This window comes from Saccharospirillum sp. HFRX-2 (assembly GCF_043196805.1).
Lineage (GTDB): Bacteria > Pseudomonadota > Gammaproteobacteria > Pseudomonadales > Natronospirillaceae > Saccharospirillum.
Genome location: NZ_JBEBMU010000010.1, coordinates 16,352 through 34,143, shown reverse-complemented (window position 1 = coordinate 34,143; position 17,792 = coordinate 16,352). Strand labels below are relative to the sequence as shown.

Genomic DNA, 17,792 nt, shown 5'->3' with positions numbered 1-17,792 from the left:
CATGAGTGTTGAATCCTTCGACCCGAACCAGGCCGCACCTGCGGTTACCATGACCGCTGCGGCGGTCGAACACGCCCGTCGCCAGATCCAACAGGCCGGTGCCTCGGGCATTCGCCTGGCGGTGAAAGAAAGTGGCTGCTCGGGCTACATGTATGTGGTTGATTTTGTCTCTGAAGCGGATGACAGCGATCTGCAATTTGCCGTCGCCGACGACGTAACTTTGTTCGTAGAGAAAAGCGCCTTGCCGATTGTGCGTGGTACCGAGATCGATTTTGGCGCCGATGGCGTTAATCGAGTGATCAAGTTCAACAACCCCAACGTCAGCGCAGAATGCGGTTGCGGCGAGAGCTTTATCATCGACCAAGAAGAGGCGGTGTGAGCGCTCGCCGATGACTGAAAAACGCATGGTGGTGACGCAACGCGATGTACCGGCGCGTCTGGTTCCGGTTGGAACCCCCATTACCATCCCGGCCGACAGCTTTATTACCCTGACGCAGTCGCTGGGTGGCAATTACACCGTGGTACATCAAGGCAATATGGCGCGTATTGATGGCCTGGATGGCGATGCCATCGGCATGGAGCCGCAGGTGTTGGAGTTTGCGCCCAGTGCCGACGGCCAACCCGATGAAGCCCATCTGTGGCAAGCCTTGGCGACGGTTTATGACCCGGAAATACCGGTCAATATTGTCGATCTCGGGTTGATCTACGGCGTGCGCATCGACGGTCAGACGGCTCACATTGAGATGACGCTGACCGCGCCGGGTTGCGGCATGGGCCCGGTACTGGTCGATGACGTTAAATATAGAGTTGCCCGGGTGCCGGGCATTGAAGCGGTCGAGGTCGAACTGGTGTTCGATCCACCCTGGAACCGGGAGCGCATGAGTGAAGAGGCCCGGCTTGAGACCGGGCTGTTTTTTTAATCCCGACCGCTTTATTTCAGCTTTTTAACCATGGGATAGAACCATGAGCAGCGAATTCGGCGTCGACATCACGCCTGACGACATTCTCGAAGCCCTGTCTTTCTTCGATAGCTGGGAAGACCGCTATCGCTACATCATCGATCTGGGCAAAGAACTGCCAGCGATGGATGACAGCCTGAAAACCGACGAGCGCATCGTGCGCGGCTGCCAAAGCCAGGTCTGGTTGGCGCACAGCGTCGATAACGAACGGCTCTATTTCCAGGCGGATTCTGACGCTCATATCGTGCGCGGTCTGCTGGCAGTGGTATTGGCGGCCTACAACGGACGTTCCAGCCAGGCGATTTTGGATTTTGATGTTGAAGACTACTTCGGCAAGCTCGATCTGGTGCGTCATCTGAGCCCGACGCGCGGCAATGGTTTGCGTGCCATGGTCGGTCGAATTCGCGATATCGCCGTACAAAACGCTGTTTAAACGGCTATTCAAACGTTTCGATGCCGTTGTTGACCGCTGTTTTGTCATTTGAGTCGGTAAAATGGGGTGCAACGAGGGTGCGGCCATGGTAACGGGCCGGCCGGCCACGTATAATCCGCCGCCGACCAATTGACCCTCAGTGGAGAATAATGCCCATGGCCAAAGAACGTACTCTGTCCATCATCAAGCCCGACGCCGTTGCCAAGAACCTGATCGGCGCCATCTACAGCCGTTTTGAAACCGCTGGTCTGACCATCGTCGGCTCCAAAATGCTGCGCTTGAGCCAGGAACAGGCCGAGGGTTTCTACGCCGAACACAAAGAACGTCCTTTCTTCGGCGCTCTGGTTGAGTTCATGACCTCAGGCCCGGTTGTGGTTCAGGTGTTGGAAGGCGACAACGCCATTGCCAAAAACCGTGAAATCATGGGCGCGACCAACCCGGCTGAAGCTGCCGCTGGTACTCTGCGTCACGACTTCGCCGCCAGCATCGACGCCAACGCCGTACACGGCTCTGACGCCCCGGCTTCTGCCGAACGCGAAATTGCGTACTTTTTCAATGAGAGCGAAATCTGCGCTCGATAAAGCTTAACGCCTGACGGGAGACGCCAAACCAAGTTAGCGTCAAGCGTCTCTCGTCAAGCGTCTTCCGTAACCATCGGGAACCAAAATGACTGAACAGGCACCATCCAAAGTTAATCTTCTGGGCATGGGTTTACCCGCGCTGGAAGATTTTTTCGTCAACGAACTGGGCGAGAAAAAGTTTCGCGCCACCCAGGTGCTGAAATGGATTCACCAGCGTCGTGTTGATGACTTTGATGCCATGACTGACGTCAGCAAAGCCTTGCGCGAAAAGCTCAAGGAAGTGGCGGAAATCGTCACCCCCGAGGTTACCTACTGCAAAGATTCCAAAGACGGCACGCGCAAATGGGTCATGAAAATGCCCGGCGGCAGTGCGGTCGAAACGGTTTATATTCCTGAAGACGGTCGCGGCACCCTCTGTGTGTCATCGCAGATTGGCTGCGCGCTGGACTGTTCATTTTGTTCCACCGGTAAGCAAGGCTTTAACCGCGACCTCAGCTCGGCGGAAATTATCGCTCAGGTTTGGGTAGCGGCACGGTCTTTCGAAGTCGGTGAAGACGGTCAGTCGTCCGCCAAAGAACGCCGCATCACCAACGTGGTGATGATGGGCATGGGCGAGCCGCTGTTGAATTTCGATAACGTCGTCGAGGCCATGGGCCTGATGATGGACGACAACGCCTACGGCCTGTCCAAGCGTCGCGTTACGCTCAGTACCTCCGGTGTGGTTCCGGCTATTTATGAACTGGCCAAAGTGACCGATGTGGCCTTGGCGCTGTCGCTGCACGCGCCCAATGATGCGCTGCGCAATACGCTGGTGCCGCTGAATAAAAAGTATGGCATTCAACAGGTGCTCGATGCCTGTAATCACTATATGTCGCGGTTCAGCGAGAAGCGTGTTACCACCATCGAATACACCCTGATCAACGGCGTTAATGATAAGCCGGAGCACGCCCATGAATTGGTGCAGGTGTTGCGTAATACGCCGTGCAAGATCAACCTGATTCCGTTTAATCCGTTTCCCAATTCCGGTTACGAACGGCCGAGCAATAATCGCATGCATCGTTTCCGCGATATCCTTCATGCCGCTGGCTACAACGTCACCATTCGCAAGACACGCGGTGACGATATCGATGCCGCCTGCGGCCAGTTGGTCGGTCAGGTAAGCGACAAAACCAAGCGTTCGGTGCGTTATATCGAAGCGGTGGAACTGGGCCGTACCGCGGCTGACATCGCCTCTAGCCGGGGCCAGCGGGGATCGCTGTGAAACGGCTGACACTGGCGGCGCTGCTGACTGTGCTGCTGGCAGGCTGCGTTGCTACCAGCAGCAGTCGTCTGGATGGCCAGGCCAATACCGATAAAGCGGTACAGACCTATATACAGATCGGCTATCGCCATTTCGAGAACAACAATTTGCACCAGGCCAAGGCCGCCTTGAACGAAGCTTTGTCGCTCGATGATGAAGCGGCCGGCGCCTATTTAGGTTTGGCGCGGGTGTTTGATGTCGAGCGCGAAACGGCGCTGGCGGAAGAGAATTTTAAACGCGCGGTGCGTTATGGCGGTGGTACTGAATCGATGTTTCAGTACGCCGTTTTTCTGTATAACGAAGGCCGTTATCAGGCCGCCCGTGATGGTTTTATTGAGGTGACCGAGGATGCGTTTTTCCAACGTCGCGCTCAGAGTTTTGAATATCTGGCCCTGAGTGAACGTCGTCTTGGCAATGATAGTGCAGCTATTGATGCCTATCGTCGTGCACTGACGCTCGATGCCGACCGTGCCAGTGCTTATTTGGGATTGGCCGATCTGCTCAATGAACACAATGAACAGGCTGCTGCCTTCGATGCTTATCAGTCGTTTATGCAGTTGGCGGAAGCTGATCAAAGTGCCAGCAGTCTGTGGTTAGGCATTCGCCTGGCGGACTCGAATCATGACGCTGAACTGGTTAATAAACTGGCTGAACAATTGGCCGCTCGTTTTGCCAACAGCGAGGAATTCCAGCTTTATCAAAGCTGGCGGGAGGAACGATGAGTGATATGAACAAACGCCATCAAAGCCCGATTAAACGCCGGGTCTCGCGTAAGATCTGGGTAGGTTCGGTGCCGGTGGGTGGCGATGCGCCGATATCGGTGCAGAGCATGACCAACACCGAAACGCGCGATGTCGATGCCACCGTCGAGCAGATTAATCGTATTCATCAGGCGGGTGCCGATATCGTTCGCGTTTCTGTGCCCTCTATGGATGCCGCCGAAGCCTTTGGCAAAATCCGCCAGCGCGTCGATGTGCCTTTGGTCGCCGACATCCATTTCGATTATAAAATTGCGCTGCGTGTCGCCGAGTTGGGCGTCGATTGCTTGCGTATTAACCCGGGCAATATTGGTCGTGAAGACCGCGTGCGTGCGGTGGTGCAGTCGGCTAAAGATCACGGCATTCCGATTCGTATTGGCGTCAACGCCGGTTCGTTGAGCAAAGATCTGCAACGCAAATACGGCGAACCGACACCGGACGCCTTGGTGGAATCGGCGCTGACTAATATCGATATTCTCGATCGCCTCGACTTCCACGAATTCAAGCTCAGCCTGAAAGCCTCGGATGTGTTTATGGCGGTCGCGGCCTATCGCAAGATTGCCGATCAGATTGACCAGCCGTTGCACTTGGGTATTACCGAAGCCGGTGGCTTGCGTTCGGGTACGGTAAAATCGTCGGTTGGTCTGGGCATGCTGTTGATGGATGGCATTGGCGATACCTTGCGGGTGTCGCTGGCGGCGGACCCGGTCGAAGAAGTCAAAGTCGGCTTTGATATTCTGAAGAGTCTGCGACTGCGTTCTAAAGGCATTAACTTTATTGCCTGTCCGTCGTGCTCGCGCCAGAACTTCGATGTCATCGGCACCATGAACGCTTTGGAAGAGCGTCTTGATGATGTGATGACACCGCTCGATGTCGCCGTCATCGGGTGCATTGTCAATGGTCCGGGAGAAGCCAAAGAAGCCGATGTCGGTCTGACCGGCGGTACGCCTCAGCATCTGATTTATGTTGATGGCGAAAAAGATCATAAGGTCGGTCACGACAATCTGGTGGATCACTACGAAAAACTGATCCGTCAGAAAGTGGCTGAAAAAGAAGCGCAAGAGGCGAACCTGATCGCCAAGGACTGATCGGTTTCAGTTCGTTGTCGCTGTGTTGTAATCGGGAGAAAGTGAGTTGTCCACACTGCAAGCCATTCGTGGCATGAACGACATTCTGCCGGACGTAAGTCCAGTCTGGCAGTATCTGGAAGCGCAGGTGCGCGCCGTGCTCGACCAATATGGTTATCGTGAAATTCGCATGCCAGTGGTCGAGCCGACGGCGTTGTTCAAACGCGGTGTGGGTGAGCATACCGATATTGTCGAAAAAGAAATGTATACCTTCGAAGACCGCGGCGGCGACAGCCTGACGCTGCGTCCGGAAGGCACCGCAGGTTGCGTGCGCGCGGCCTTGCAGCACGGCTTATTGCACAACCAGGTACAGCGGTTGTGGTACACCGGTCCGATGTTCCGTTACGAGCGTCCGCAGAAAGGTCGTTACCGTCAGTTTCATCAGATTGGCGCCGAAACTTTCGGCATGGCCAGCGCCGATATCGATGCCGAATTGATTCTGTTAAGCGCGCGTCTGCTCAACAATTTAGGTTTGAGTGAGCACGTTACCCTGCATCTGAATACGCTCGGCAGCAGTGCCGCACGCGCCAGCTATCGCGATGCCCTGGTGAGTTTTCTGGAAGGCGTTGCCGATCAGTTGGATGACGACAGCCAGAAGCGCTTGCACACCAATCCTTTGCGCATTCTCGATTCCAAAAGCGAAACCACCCAGGCGTTGCTCAACGACGCACCGGTCTTTGATGACTATCTCGATGACGAATCGCGTGAGCATTTCCAGCTGTTGTGCGAGTTGCTCGATGGCGCCGGCGTGAAGTACGTGATCAATCCGCGCCTGGTCCGTGGTCTGGATTATTACTCGCGCACCGTCTTTGAATGGATCACCGAGAGCCTGGGTGCTCAGGGTACTGTTTGCGGTGGCGGTCGTTACGATGGCCTGGTACCGCAACTCGGAGGCAAGGAAACGCCGGCCGCCGGTTTCGCCTTAGGCGTTGAGCGACTGATACTGTTGCTGGAAACCCTTGAAAAGATTCCGTCCAGCGTCTTTGCAACCCTGGATGCCTACTTTATTCTGGCCGGCGATGCCGCCTCGCGCGAGGGTTTCAAGCTGGCCGAGCAGTTGCGCAGTGAGATTCCCGGTTTGCGTCTGCAAGTGAACTGCGGCGGTGGTTCCTTTAAGAGCCAGATGAAAAAAGCCGATAAATCCGCCGCGCCTTTGGCGTTGATTTTGGGTGACGATGAAGTCGCCCGGCAGCAGCTGACCATCAAGCCATTGCGGGATGATCGCGAACAAATTCAGTGCGGCTTTGATGTGGCCGCCGATCAGTTGCAGTCGTTGCTGACTAACTGACTCTATTAATGACAAGAAAGCCTTCGGTTGTGACTGAAGGACGCCTCTGACAGCAGGAGTGACAAGGTGTACGACACAGAACAGGAACAGATTGAAGCGATCAAAAAGTGGTGGTCGGTTTACGGCAACTACGTCATTGGCGCCGTTCTGGTGGCCCTGGTGGCCTTTTTCAGCTGGACGTTCTACAAGAACACAAGCCAGTCCAAACTCGAAGCCGCGTCCACGCTTTATGATGATTTGATGAGCGCTGTGGAAAATGAAGATGCCGACACCGTCGCTGCGCGTATTGATAATCTGAAAAGCGGATACAGCGACACCGTTTATGGTGTTTACGCTGCGTTGCAAGGCGCCAAGCAGGCGGTTGAGGGCGGCGATCTTGTCGCTGCGGTGGACGAGTTGGAATGGGCGCTGGATAACGCCGATGACAGCCTGGCGCCGGTAGTGCATCTGCGTCTGGCGCGCGTGCATTATTCAGCAGAAAACTATGACGCTGCCTTGGCCGAATTGGACGCCATTGATCGTGAAGGCTTCGAAGTGCCCAGCCATGAACTGCGTGGTGACATCCTGCTCAGCCAGGGTGATGTGGATGCGGCTCGTGCTGCCTACCAGACCGCTCTGGAAGAATCCGCCCAGCAAGGCGTCAATGCGCCTTATCTGGAAATGAAGTTGAACGACCTGGCGACTGAGACGGACGAAGCTTAATGCGCAATGCCCTGATTCTGGCCGCGCTGGTCAGCCTGTTGACGGCCTGTGCCGGCGGTTCACTGCGTGAAGCTCAGGCACCTTTGCCGGAAGAGCGGCCGCAACTGGTCGATCTGCGCATCGACTGGTGGCAGATGCTCGAAGAGCGTTACACCGAGATGCCGTTCAGCCGCATCGCTCCGCTGGTGACTGACCGCGGCATTCTGACCGCTTCGCCGCTGGGTGAAGTGGCGTTGTTGTCGGAGTCGGGCAAGTTTATCTGGCGTCGCCAACTGGCCGATCAAATTACCGCGCCACTGGCCGCCGATGAGCGTCAGATGGTGATCATGACCGGCAATGGCGACGTCAAACTGTTCGACTGGGACGGCCGCGAGCTCTGGTCCAGTGCTATATCCGCGCTGGCAACCGAAGCGCCTCTGCTGCTCGAAGACCGTCTGATCGTGCAGACCATGGACGGCCGGGTGATGGCGCTGGAGCGCAATACCGGCCGGCCGCTGTGGGTCTATCAGGACGCCGAACCGGAGTTGACCATTACCGGTACCGCCCGACCGCTGCTGGTGAATGATCTGGTGGTCACTGGTCTGGCCAACGGCAAACTGGTTGGTTTGAGCCTGGCCGATGGTTCGCCCGCCTGGGAATACCGCATCGCCCGCGCTCAAGGTAAGACCGATGTCAGCCGCTTGGTCGATGTGGATGCCAGCGTCACTCGTGTCGGCGATTACCTGCTCGCTGCTGGCTATCAGGGCGATATGCTGGTGTTGGATGCAGCTTCCGGTCAGGTTCTGGCCAGCCAGCTGTTGTCGACTTACCGCGCTGTAATACCGGGTCAGAATTACTGGTACGCGGTGAACGATCAGAGCCATGTGGTGGCGCTGGATCCGCGCACCCTGGCTGTGGTCTGGACTCAGGAGCAATTCACCTACCGTCGTCTGAGTCAGGTGCTACCCTGGAAAGATAAACTGGCGGTCTCCGATGCCGATGGTTATGTGCATCTGCTCGACGCCGAAACCGGTGAATGGCTGGCCACTCGTCTGGTCGACTGGACCGGTGCCAGCACCGCGCCGGTGGCTTTGGGTGACGACTATATTCTGCAACAAGGCAACTCGTCGCGAATCAAACGGCTGTCGTTCCGTCAGCCCAACGAGGCTCGTTAATGATCCCGGTAATTGCCTTGGTTGGCCGACCGAACGTCGGCAAATCTACCCTGTTTAACCGCTTTACGCGCAGTCGCGACGCTCTGGTCGCCGATTGGGCGGGGCTGACGCGTGACCGTAAATACGGTGACGGCAAGCTCGATGATCGTTCCTTTATCGTTATCGATACCGGTGGGATCAGCGGCTTTGAAGAAGGCCTCGATGAGCGCATGGCTCAGCAATCGATGGCCGCCATCGAAGAAGCCGATGTGGTGCTCTTTATCACCGATGCACAATCGGGTGTGACCGCCGCCGATAACCACATTGCCCAGCATCTGCGCAAAACCGGTAAGCCGGTGCATCTGGTGGTTAACAAGACCGATGGTCTGGATACCGATGTGGTCCTGGGCGATTTTCACGAGCTGGGTTTGAAAGAGTCGCCGCGGCCAATTGCGGCTGCTCACAACCGAGGTGTGCGCTCACTGCTCGAAGACGTGCTCGCCGAATTTCCGGCCGATGACGATCCGCTGGCGACCGAAGACGATGACGACAGCATCCGTCTGGCCATCGTCGGCCGGCCCAATGTTGGTAAGTCGACCCTGGTTAATCGCATGCTTGGTGAAGAACGAGTCGTGGTTTACGACCATCCCGGCACCACCATGGATTCCATCTACATCCCTTACGAGCGTGATGATCAGGCCTATACGCTGATCGATACCGCTGGTGTGCGGCGCCGTAAAAGTATTTCTGAGGCGGTGGAGAAATTCTCCATCGTTAAAACGCTGCAGGCGATCCAGGATGCCAACGTGGTTATTCTGGTGATCGATGCGCGCGATGGTCTGGTCGAGCAAGACATGCACATGCTCGGCTTTGTGCTGGAATCGGGTCGGGCGTTGGTGGTTGCCATTAACAAATGGGACGGCCTGGATCAGGACAAAAAAGACCACATTAAAGAAAGCATTGAACGGCGCCTGCCGTTTTTGGATTGGGCCGATATTCACTTTATCTCGGCGCTGCATGGCACCAACGTCGGCCATCTGTACAAGTCGGTGAACCAGGCTTACGCGTCAGCGCGGGGCAAGTGGAGCACCAATCAGCTGACCAATATTCTGAAAGGTGTGATCGAGCTGCACCAACCGCCGATGGTGCGCGGTCGACGCATCAAGCCGCGTTATGCCCACCAGGGCGGTTCTAATCCGCCGGTGATCGTGGTGCACGGCAATCAGCTCAACGAGTTGCCGGGCAGTTACAAGCGCTATCTGGAAAATGCCTTTCGCAAAGCCTTGAAGGTGCGTGGTACGCCGATTCGTTTTGAATTCGTCGTGGGTGAGAATCCCTATGCCAATAAAGCCAGTACTCGCACCGGGGTACGCAAGAGTCGCGAGCACGCTAAAGGTCGCACTCAACGCGGCGGCCGCCGTTAAAGAAAATGGCAACCCGATCCCGGGTTGCCGGCTTGCCTCAGTCTGCCTTGGGAGCCGTTAACGGCTCCTCCATTTCGATCTTCTCTACGCTACTGACGACTCGTCCCTGACGCAGCAAGGTAGTGATGCGTTGGCCAGGCGTTAGGGTGTCAGCGTTCTGCACCACCTTGTCGTTTTCATCGCGAGTGATGCTGTAGCCGCGCTCTAACGTATTGAGCGGCGATAAGGCATTCAGTCGGCTGGCCAGCGAGCCCAGCTGTTGCCGACGCGGTGGCAGTTGTTGTTGGGCCAGTCGGCGCAGTTGTTTATCGAGCTGTTCCAGGCGGCGTCGGTCGCTGTTCAGTTGATTGACTGGGCTGGCACGACGCAAACGGGCGGTAAGAGTGGTAAAGGCCTGAGCGCGACTGCGTTGACCCGATTTCAGCGCCCGTATTAACCGACCTGCACGGTCGTCCAAGCGTTGCTGCCATTCGCGCAATAAACCACCCGGATCACGCAGCCGCTGACGCGCATGGTACAAACGCCGGCGATCAGCTTGCAGGCGTTGGTCGAGCCCTCGCGCCAGGCGAGCGCGCTGGTTGATCAGCGCGCGGCGAATATCATTCTGATCGGGGCTGACCAATTCGGCTGCCTGAGACGGCGTAGCGGCGCGCACATCGGCGACAAAGTCGCTGATCGACACATCGACCTCGTGACCAACAGCGGAAACGATGGGCAAGCGGGAATTGAAAATCGCCCGCGCGACGATTTCTTCATTAAACGACCACAAATCTTCCAACGAACCCCCACCACGACCAACGATCAAGGCATCAACCTGGTTCAACCGGTTGGCGGTTTCAATGGCGCGTACGATCTGCCCCGGTGCTTCCTCGCCCTGAACGGCGACCGGATAAAGAATGACCGCCATAGCAGGGAAGCGTCGTTTAAGTACGGTCAGAATATCGTGCAGCGCCGCCCCGGTGCGCGAGGTGACAACACCCAGCGTACGAATGTGATCCGGCAGCGGCTGCTTATGTTCAGCCGCAAACAGACCTTCTTTTTCCAGGCGTTCCTTGAGCTGGAAGAACGCCTGTTGCAAGGCGCCTTCACCTTCGGGCTGCATCGACGACACGATGATCTGATAATCGCCACGGCCTTCATACAAGCTAACCCGGCCACGCACGATGACCTGGTCGCCTTCTTTGGGTTTATAGCTGGAGCGTTGCAGGCTGGAGCGGAACATGGCGCAGCGCACCTGAGCGTTGCCGTCTTTCAGCGTGAAATACAGATGGCCAGACGCAGGCCGTGCCACATTCGACAGTTCGCCACTGACCGGAACGGCCGGATACTGGTTTTCCAGCAGGAATTTAACCTGGCGGTTGAGCTGACTGACGGTGAGCGGTGCTTGCGGGTCTGACAGTGCCATGGAAGTCCTGGAATAGAGATAGGCCCAGGCGGCACTCGCCCGGACGGGCGTTTTGATCAGCCTTTATATCAATAACGGCGGTTACATATGTGCGGCCCGCATTGGGGCAGCCTATATAAACCGGCGATTTGAGCATAAAACTTTGCTCGAAGTCAAAACTGGTTATAATGCCGCGCCAACTTAGGTTGCTGCTGTCTCTGCTGGCAACCGCCATTCCCACTTCGCCCGGAGGGAAGTCCATGTTGCGCATCGCCCAAACCGCTCTCACTTTCGATGATGTCCTGCTCGTGCCCGGTTTTTCCGAGGTCCTGCCCAAGGATGTCACGCTCAAAACCCAACTGACCCGTAATATCAGCCTGAACATTCCGCTGATGTCCGCCGCCATGGACACCGTCACCGAAGCTCGCCTGGCCATCGCCATGGCGCAGGAAGGCGGCATCGGCATCATTCATAAAAGCATGGGTATCGAACAGCAGGCGCAGCAGGTGCGCTTGGTGAAGAAGTTCGAAGCTGGGGTGGTGCGCGATCCGATCACCATTCAACAGAATGCGGCGGTTCGCGAACTGCTGGCGCTGACAGGCGAAAACAATATTTCCGGCGTGCCGGTGATGGATGGCGACGATCTGGTCGGCATCGTTACCAGCCGCGATGTGCGCTTTGAAAAGAACCTCGATGCCCGCATCGAAACAGTGATGACACCGCGCGATCAACTGGTGACCGTCAAGGAAGGCGTCGCGCCGGATCAGGTGCGTCAGCTGTTGCACGAACATCGCATCGAAAAAGTGCTGGTGGTCGACGACGACTTCCGGCTGCGCGGTCTGATGACCGTTAAAGACATCAATAAAGCCCAGGCTTACCCCAATGCCTGCAAAGACAGCGATGGCCGTCTGCGTGTGGGTGCCGCTGTCGGTACTGGCCCGGAAACGCCGGACCGCGTCGATGCCCTGGTGCGTGCCGGCGTCGATGTCATTGTTGTCGATACCGCCCACGGCCACTCTAAAGGTGTAATCGACCGGGTGCGTTGGGTAAAAGAAAACTATCCGCAAGTGGATGTGATTGGCGGCAATATCGCCACCGCCGCCGCCGCTCGCGATCTGGCTGAAGCCGGCGCAGACGGTGTCAAAGTCGGTATCGGTCCGGGCTCTATCTGCACCACTCGTATTGTCGCCGGCGTCGGTGTACCGCAAATATCCGCCGTGGCCGATGTGGCCACTGAATTGTCGGGCAAAGGCATTCCGGTGATCGCCGATGGCGGCATCCGTTTTTCCGGTGATATTGCCAAAGCCATTGTCGCTGGCGCTTCAGTGATCATGGCCGGTTCCATGTTTGCCGGTACCGATGAATCGCCCGGTGAAGTCGAACTGTTCCAGGGCCGCGCTTACAAAAGCTATCGTGGCATGGGCTCGGTTGGTGCCATGGGCCAGACTCAGGGTTCTTCCGATCGCTACTTCCAGACCGTGGAAAGCGGTGTCGAGAAGCTGGTGCCGGAAGGCATTGAAGGCCGCATCAACGTTAAAGGTCCGCTGCATGCGGTGGTGCATCAGCTGATGGGCGGACTGCGCGCCTCCATGGGTTACACTGGCTGCCGCACTATCGAAGAGATGCGCACCAAGCCCGAGTTTGTACAGATCACCGGCGCGGGAATTAAAGAAAGCCACGTGCACGATGTGCAGATCACTAAGGAAGCGCCCAACTACCGTCTGGCTTAAGATGGCGTGAGCGATTTCCGACACCGGCTTAGGCCGGTGTCTTTGTTTTATCGGCGCCAAGAGGGTGCCAAACGCATGATCAGCCGCAGCGGATAAGCCGCTCGGTATAACCGTTTTCTTCGTCTGACTGCTGGAACGCCGCCATGACTCAAGTTGATATTCACGCCCAGAAAATTCTGATTCTCGACTTTGGTTCGCAGTACACCCAATTGATTGCCCGCCGCGTGCGCGAAATTGGTGTCTACTGTGAAATCCACACCTACGAGATGACCGCCGAAGACATCGATGCCTTTAACCCGCACGGCATTATTCTGTCCGGTGGACCGGAATCGGTGCATGCCGATCAATCACCGCGCGCACCGCAGCGCGTTTTTGATTTCGGCGTGCCTGTGTTGGGTATCTGCTACGGCATGCAGACCATGGCCGAACAGCTGGGCGGCTCGGTGATCGGTTCTAAAGAACAGGAATTCGGTTACGCTGAAGTGCAGGTCGATAACGCTGGCAAACTGCTCGACGGTTTCAGCGATCGTGACTCAGGTGGCAACAACGCTGGCAAAGCCATGCTCGATGTGTGGATGAGCCACGGTGACAAAGTCAGCGCCATGCCCGAAGGCTTCCAGTTGATGGCTTCGACGCCGTCATGCCCAATTGCCGGTATGGCTGACGACAGCCGTCGTTTCTACGGTATTCAGTTCCACCCGGAAGTGACTCACACCTTAAAAGGTCTGGAAATTCTTGAGCGTTTTACCCGCACCATCTGTGGTTGTGATGCGCTCTGGACCGCCGCCAATATTATCGAAGATATGACCGCACGGGTGCGCGAACAGGTCGGCAACCGCAAGGTGTTGCTGGGCTTGTCTGGTGGTGTTGATTCGTCCGTTGTTGCGGCGCTGTTGCATCAGGCCATTGGCGATCAGCTGATCTGTGTATTCGTCGACAACGGCCTACTGCGCAAAGGCGAGGGCGACCAGGTGATGGCGACCTTCGCCGAACATATGGGCGTAAAAGTTATTCGTGTCAATGCCGAAGAGCGCTTCTTGAATGCACTCAAAGGCGAAGCCGATCCAGAGAAGAAACGCAAAATCATCGGTCATCAATTTATTGAAGTCTTCGATGAAGAAGCGACTAAATTGCAAGACGTCGACTTCCTGGCTCAGGGCACGATTTACCCTGATGTTATCGAGTCCGCCGCGTCCAAAACCGGCAAAGCGCACGTTATCAAATCGCACCATAACGTCGGTGGTCTGCCGGACGACATGAAGCTGGAATTAGTCGAGCCGCTGCGTGAATTGTTCAAAGACGAAGTGCGTAAAATCGGCCTCGAACTCGGCCTGCATTACGACATGGTCTACCGTCATCCGTTCCCGGGTCCGGGGCTGGGTGTGCGCATCCTCGGCGAAGTAAAAAAAGAATACGCCGACCTGCTGCGTGAAGCCGATGCCATCTTTATCGAAGAGCTGCACAAGGCTGACTGGTACCACAAAGTCTCTCAGGCGTTTGCGGTATTCCTGCCAGTACGCTCGGTCGGTGTAGTCGGCGACGGCCGACGTTACGAATGGGTGATTGCCGTGCGAGCGGTGGAAACCATCGACTTTATGACCGCCCGCTGGGCGCATCTGCCTTATGAATTATTGGGCCGTGTTTCCAGTCGTATCATTAATGAGATCAGCGGCGTATCCCGCGTCACCTATGATATTTCTGGTAAGCCGCCGGCGACGATTGAGTGGGAATAACTAAAAAGGGCGGCTGAGTAGCCGCCCTTTTTGATTAACGCAGAGTGTTTTTTATCAGTAAAAACGCTCAAAAAAACAGGCGTTCAATCTTCAGTTTGCTGCCGAATAAAGTCGACGAAGGCACGCAGTGGGGTCGGCACCAGTCGCCGACCTGAGTAATATAGAAAGGGTCCGCTGAACGACAGCCACCAGGGTTCCAGAATGGGCACCAACTCGCCGGAATCGAGATGAGGTTGCAGCCATTCTTCGAACAGGGTGATCACCCCGGTGCCGGCAATGGCCGCTTGTACTCCGACATCCACAGCACCACCAATGCTGACGACTAAAGGGCCTGTGGGTTTGACATAAACTGCATGACCATCGCGCTCGAATTCCCAACTGTCGGCAATGCCGGAATGAAATTTTCCTAAAATACAGGGGAAATTCAGCAGGTCGGCAGGCTCCTTTGGTTCGCCCAGTCGCGCCAGCAACGAAGGCGCTGCGGCGGTGGCATAACGTTGCACTCTGGGGCCGATGGGAACGGCAATCATATCTTGTTCGAGGTGTTCGTCGTAACGAATGCCGGCATCGAATCCAGCGTCGAAAATATTCATGACATTGCTGTCGGCTTCAACCTCCAGTTCGATATCCGGGTAAGTTGCTAAAAACTCGGGCACCACTTTGGTCAGAATCAGCTTGGTGGCACTGACCGGAACGTTCAGTCGCAGTTTGCCGGCAGGTGTGTCGCGGTAAAGGTTGATGTCGTCCAACGCCGAGTCCAGTTCGGACATCACAGGTTCCATTCGGGTCAGCAAGGCAGCACCGGCGGCGGTGGGCACAACCGAGCGAGTGGTGCGGTGAAGCAGCCGGACACCGAGGCGGCTCTCCAAGCGCCGAACGGCATCGCTGAGTCGGGATGCACTGATGTTGCTGGTCCGTGCGGCTTCGCGAAAACCGCGTGCATTGGCTACGGCAACAAAGGCTTTGAGATCGTTGAGGTCTGCATTCATTGTGCTGAATACCGTACAGGCTGTTCTGATTTGATCTAATTGTCGCACAAAAGGGTACGCAGTAGGCTAGCCATCGTCCACTACACAGGAGTTAAACGATGAGTGACGTACAGCAAGCCGGACGATTTATGTTGGGTGATAAGTCGGTCTATCGCATGGGCTATGGCGCTATGCAGTTGGCTGGCCCCGGTGTGTTCGGGCCACCCGAGGATCGCCAACAAGCCTTGGCGGTGTTGAAGGCGGCCGTTACGGCCGGGGTAAACCACATTGATACCTCGAATTTTTACGGTCCGCACATCACCAATCAACTGATTCGTGAAGCCTTGCACCCCTATGCGGAGTCGTTGACCTTGGTCACCAAAATAGGCGCTAAACGAGATGACAAGGGCAACTGGTTGCCTGCGTTTTCCGAACAGGAATTGATTCAGGCAGTGCACGACAACCTAACTAATCTGGGCGTGGAGCAACTGGACGTGGTGAATCTGCGCGTCATGTTATCCGCGGAAGGGCCGGCTGAAGGCTCCATTGCCGAAGCGTTTTCGGTACTGGCGAAGTTGCAACAGCAAGGGCTCATTGCGCATCTGGGGTTGAGTAATGTGACCGCCACTCAAGTGGCTGAAGCACAACATATTGCTCCGATTGTCTGCGTACAGAACCAATACAATCTGGTGCACCGGAACGATGATGCGCTGATTGATTGGTTAGCTGAGCAGGACATTGCCTTTGTGCCATTCTTCCCGCTGGGTGGTTTTTCACCATTGCAGTCTAACGCCTTGCAACAGGTCGCCGACGAGATGGCGGCAACGCCCATGCAAGTCGCCTTGGCCTGGTTGCTGCAGCGTTCGGACAACATTCTGTTGATTCCCGGTACGTCTTCAACGGCCCATCTGCACGATAATCTGGCAGCGGCCAAGCTAGAGTTGCCTAGCAGTGCCGTTGAAAAACTGAATGCGATCACCGCTCAATAACGTATTAAGTGAGGATTGCCTGGTGCCCTGTCAGCAAATTGATGGGGCTTTTATATAAGTCCAAGCCTCTAACCAGTCATCATCTTCCATCTAAGATACACGTAATCCTTGCATATAAAGATCGCTCAGTTGTTGTGCTGAAATGCTCGAGGCAGTTCTATTGGCTGGAAGTATTTTGCTCGAGGATTCCTGGCTAAATAATTGTTTGGCGACCTGCCTGCCTATTTGTTGTGCGCTGGTGGTTTTATGGATTCGGGTCTCGTAAAGCTGTTTCAAAATTATATCCAGTTGTTTGTCCGTACTGAGTAATTGAGACAAGTGCCAAGCATCTTCAAGGGCTTGACTGGCTCCTTGTCCGGATGTGGGCAAGGGGGCGTGCGCCGCATCGCCGATAATAAGAAGGTTCTCCTTGTGCCAATAGGGCAGTGGATCGAGATCATGGACAAAGATGCGTTTTAAACTGTCTGGCTGGTAGCTATTGAGTACCTGTTGAACTTTGTCTGGCCAATGCTGAAAACGTTGCTGCATTTCGTCAAACCAGTCATGTTGCGATCTGGATCTATCAAGTTCACAGGGCCAGGCCGCTGCCCAGTAGCAATATTGTTTGGCAACGGGAACGATGCCAAAACGTTCTGTGTTGTGGCGATAGTCATGAATTGTTTTTCGCAGTGGCGCGAGGTCTATCTTGCTAATGCCGATGATGTTAATAAAGCCTTGATATTGAGCGGGTACAGGCTCTTTGTATAGACACTCGCGAGCAGCAGAACGCATACGTCCATCACAGCCAACTACCAGATCAAAATCTTGCTGCAGTTGAGTAATGTCCTGAGTATTTATGGTTTTATTGAAGTGAATTGTTGCGCCCAGCGTCTCTGTTTTTTCTGCCAGCAATCGGATTAAATCTTCGCGCAATATGCACACCGTTGGAAAGCCACAAATCGAATCCAGCGTTGCAATACTAAACTCAGCTTGTTGGTTATTTTGCCGGTCAAACTGACATGTGAAACTTGGCTGGCCCCCGGCTTGGATCAGTTGATCCATTAAACCCAATTGTTTGATCACAAAGCTGGCATTCGGCCATAAGGTAACGCCAGCACCGATCGAGGAATAGTTGCTGCTTCTCTCGAATAAGGTGACCTTGATGCCTGCTTTTCTGGCAAAAATTGCCAACGCCAAGCCCGCCACACCAGCACCGATAATGGCCAACTGTTTAACTGTGCTCATCTGAATATTCCTAACGGCTCACAGGAAAACTGATGATTACAAAACCATTAAATAGGATA

17 protein-coding genes are annotated in these 17,792 nt (G+C 55.5%); 14 read left to right on the top strand and 3 right to left on the bottom strand.

What is annotated here, in order from left to right; genetic code table 11:
• The first annotated feature begins 1 nt into the window (after position 1).
• The 11 genes from ABMA60_RS16575 (at position 2) to der (ending at position 9,705) form a co-directional block, all read left to right on the top strand.
• The gene (locus ABMA60_RS16575) at positions 2 to 379 is read left to right on the top strand and encodes a HesB/IscA family protein (RefSeq protein ID WP_392805414.1); all 378 of its coding nucleotides are present in this window, start codon (positions 2 to 4) and stop codon (positions 377 to 379) included.
• A gap of 10 nt (positions 380 to 389) precedes the next feature.
• Positions 390 to 920, top strand: a complete 531-nt coding sequence (gene sufT, locus ABMA60_RS16570) for a putative Fe-S cluster assembly protein SufT (protein ID WP_392805411.1) — start codon at positions 390 to 392, stop codon at positions 918 to 920.
• A gap of 43 nt (positions 921 to 963) precedes the next feature.
• Positions 964 to 1,392: a SufE family protein gene (locus ABMA60_RS16565; protein WP_392805409.1), complete on the top strand. Its 429-nt coding sequence runs from the start codon at positions 964 to 966 to the stop codon at positions 1,390 to 1,392.
• A 155-nt stretch (positions 1,393 to 1,547) separates the two neighbouring features.
• On the top strand, positions 1,548 to 1,973 hold the full coding sequence (gene ndk / locus ABMA60_RS16560) for a nucleoside-diphosphate kinase (RefSeq protein ID WP_392805406.1): 426 nt from the start codon (positions 1,548 to 1,550) through the stop codon (positions 1,971 to 1,973).
• Between the two features lie 85 nt (positions 1,974 to 2,058).
• A complete protein-coding gene (rlmN, locus tag ABMA60_RS16555; RefSeq protein WP_392805403.1) occupies positions 2,059 to 3,234 on the top strand; it encodes a 23S rRNA (adenine(2503)-C(2))-methyltransferase RlmN in 1,176 nt (391 codons plus the stop codon).
• Entirely contained in the window at positions 3,231 to 3,995 is a 765-nt protein-coding gene (locus ABMA60_RS16550) for a tetratricopeptide repeat protein (RefSeq protein WP_392805401.1), read from the top strand. Before rlmN ends, ABMA60_RS16550 begins: the two co-directional genes overlap by 4 nt.
• A gap of 5 nt (positions 3,996 to 4,000) precedes the next feature.
• Positions 4,001 to 5,119 (top strand): flavodoxin-dependent (E)-4-hydroxy-3-methylbut-2-enyl-diphosphate synthase, encoded by a 1,119-nt coding sequence (gene ispG, locus ABMA60_RS16545; protein ID WP_392805610.1) that lies wholly within the window; start codon positions 4,001 to 4,003, stop codon positions 5,117 to 5,119.
• Positions 5,120 to 5,192: 73 nt separating this feature from the next.
• Entirely contained in the window at positions 5,193 to 6,446 is a 1,254-nt protein-coding gene (hisS, locus tag ABMA60_RS16540) for a histidine--tRNA ligase (RefSeq protein ID WP_392805607.1), read from the top strand.
• Between the two features lie 66 nt (positions 6,447 to 6,512).
• Positions 6,513 to 7,148: a YfgM family protein gene (locus ABMA60_RS16535; protein WP_392805398.1), complete on the top strand. Its 636-nt coding sequence runs from the start codon at positions 6,513 to 6,515 to the stop codon at positions 7,146 to 7,148.
• Complete coding sequence (locus tag ABMA60_RS16530; protein WP_392805395.1) at positions 7,148 to 8,302, top strand: PQQ-binding-like beta-propeller repeat protein; 1,155 nt, start codon at positions 7,148 to 7,150, stop codon at positions 8,300 to 8,302. Before ABMA60_RS16535 ends, ABMA60_RS16530 begins: the two co-directional genes overlap by 1 nt.
• Positions 8,302 to 9,705: a ribosome biogenesis GTPase Der gene (gene der, locus ABMA60_RS16525; protein ID WP_392805393.1), complete on the top strand. Its 1,404-nt coding sequence runs from the start codon at positions 8,302 to 8,304 to the stop codon at positions 9,703 to 9,705. Before ABMA60_RS16530 ends, der begins: the two co-directional genes overlap by 1 nt.
• A gap of 37 nt (positions 9,706 to 9,742) precedes the next feature.
• On the opposite strand, the gene xseA is transcribed toward der, so the two are convergent.
• A complete protein-coding gene (xseA, locus tag ABMA60_RS16520) occupies positions 9,743 to 11,110 on the bottom strand; it encodes an exodeoxyribonuclease VII large subunit (RefSeq protein ID WP_392805390.1) in 1,368 nt (455 codons plus the stop codon).
• A gap of 239 nt (positions 11,111 to 11,349) precedes the next feature.
• Here xseA and guaB point away from each other — a divergent pair, with 239 nt between their 5' ends.
• Both guaB and guaA read left to right on the top strand, forming a co-directional pair.
• Positions 11,350 to 12,819, top strand: coding sequence for an IMP dehydrogenase (guaB, locus tag ABMA60_RS16515; protein ID WP_392805387.1), 1,470 nt, complete (start codon positions 11,350 to 11,352; stop codon positions 12,817 to 12,819).
• 143 nt (positions 12,820 to 12,962) lie between these two features.
• Positions 12,963 to 14,552, top strand: a complete 1,590-nt coding sequence (gene guaA / locus ABMA60_RS16510; RefSeq protein ID WP_392805384.1) for a glutamine-hydrolyzing GMP synthase — start codon at positions 12,963 to 12,965, stop codon at positions 14,550 to 14,552.
• Positions 14,553 to 14,635: 83 nt separating this feature from the next.
• On the opposite strand, the gene ABMA60_RS16505 is transcribed toward guaA, so the two are convergent.
• Positions 14,636 to 15,541 carry a LysR family transcriptional regulator gene (locus tag ABMA60_RS16505; RefSeq protein ID WP_392805381.1) on the bottom strand — a complete coding sequence of 302 codons (906 nt, stop codon included), beginning with the start codon at positions 15,539 to 15,541 and terminating at the stop codon, positions 14,636 to 14,638.
• 98 nt (positions 15,542 to 15,639) lie between these two features.
• Here ABMA60_RS16505 and ABMA60_RS16500 point away from each other — a divergent pair, with 98 nt between their 5' ends.
• A complete protein-coding gene (locus ABMA60_RS16500) occupies positions 15,640 to 16,509 on the top strand; it encodes an aldo/keto reductase family oxidoreductase (RefSeq protein ID WP_392805378.1) in 870 nt (289 codons plus the stop codon).
• Between the two features lie 90 nt (positions 16,510 to 16,599).
• Here ABMA60_RS16500 and ABMA60_RS16495 read toward each other — a convergent pair whose 3' ends face one another.
• On the bottom strand, positions 16,600 to 17,733 hold the full coding sequence (locus ABMA60_RS16495; protein ID WP_392805376.1) for an FAD-dependent monooxygenase: 1,134 nt from the start codon (positions 17,731 to 17,733) through the stop codon (positions 16,600 to 16,602).
• Between the last annotated feature and the right edge of the window lie 59 nt (positions 17,734 to 17,792).

Excerpts from the sequence above, each read along its gene's own strand:
- hisS (WP_392805607.1), top strand. The coding sequence starts at position 5,193 with ATGAACGACATTCTGCCGGACGTAAGTCCAGTCTGGCAGTATCTGGAA.
- ABMA60_RS16575 (WP_392805414.1), top strand. The coding sequence starts at position 2 with ATGAGTGTTGAATCCTTCGACCCGAACCAGGCCGCACCTGCGGTTACC.
- ABMA60_RS16495 (WP_392805376.1), bottom strand. The coding sequence starts at position 17,733 with ATGAGCACAGTTAAACAGTTGGCCATTATCGGTGCTGGTGTGGCGGGC.
- guaB (WP_392805387.1), top strand. The coding sequence starts at position 11,350 with ATGTTGCGCATCGCCCAAACCGCTCTCACTTTCGATGATGTCCTGCTC.
- ABMA60_RS16505 (WP_392805381.1), bottom strand. The coding sequence starts at position 15,541 with ATGAATGCAGACCTCAACGATCTCAAAGCCTTTGTTGCCGTAGCCAAT.
- ABMA60_RS16530 (WP_392805395.1), top strand. The coding sequence starts at position 7,148 with ATGCGCAATGCCCTGATTCTGGCCGCGCTGGTCAGCCTGTTGACGGCC.
- der (WP_392805393.1), top strand. The coding sequence starts at position 8,302 with ATGATCCCGGTAATTGCCTTGGTTGGCCGACCGAACGTCGGCAAATCT.
- rlmN (WP_392805403.1), top strand. The coding sequence starts at position 2,059 with ATGACTGAACAGGCACCATCCAAAGTTAATCTTCTGGGCATGGGTTTA.
- ndk (WP_392805406.1), top strand. The coding sequence starts at position 1,548 with ATGGCCAAAGAACGTACTCTGTCCATCATCAAGCCCGACGCCGTTGCC.
- xseA (WP_392805390.1), bottom strand. The coding sequence starts at position 11,110 with ATGGCACTGTCAGACCCGCAAGCACCGCTCACCGTCAGTCAGCTCAAC.
- sufT (WP_392805411.1), top strand. The coding sequence starts at position 390 with ATGACTGAAAAACGCATGGTGGTGACGCAACGCGATGTACCGGCGCGT.
- ispG (WP_392805610.1), top strand. The coding sequence starts at position 4,001 with ATGAACAAACGCCATCAAAGCCCGATTAAACGCCGGGTCTCGCGTAAG.
- ABMA60_RS16565 (WP_392805409.1), top strand. The coding sequence starts at position 964 with ATGAGCAGCGAATTCGGCGTCGACATCACGCCTGACGACATTCTCGAA.
- ABMA60_RS16500 (WP_392805378.1), top strand. The coding sequence starts at position 15,640 with ATGAGTGACGTACAGCAAGCCGGACGATTTATGTTGGGTGATAAGTCG.
- guaA (WP_392805384.1), top strand. The coding sequence starts at position 12,963 with ATGACTCAAGTTGATATTCACGCCCAGAAAATTCTGATTCTCGACTTT.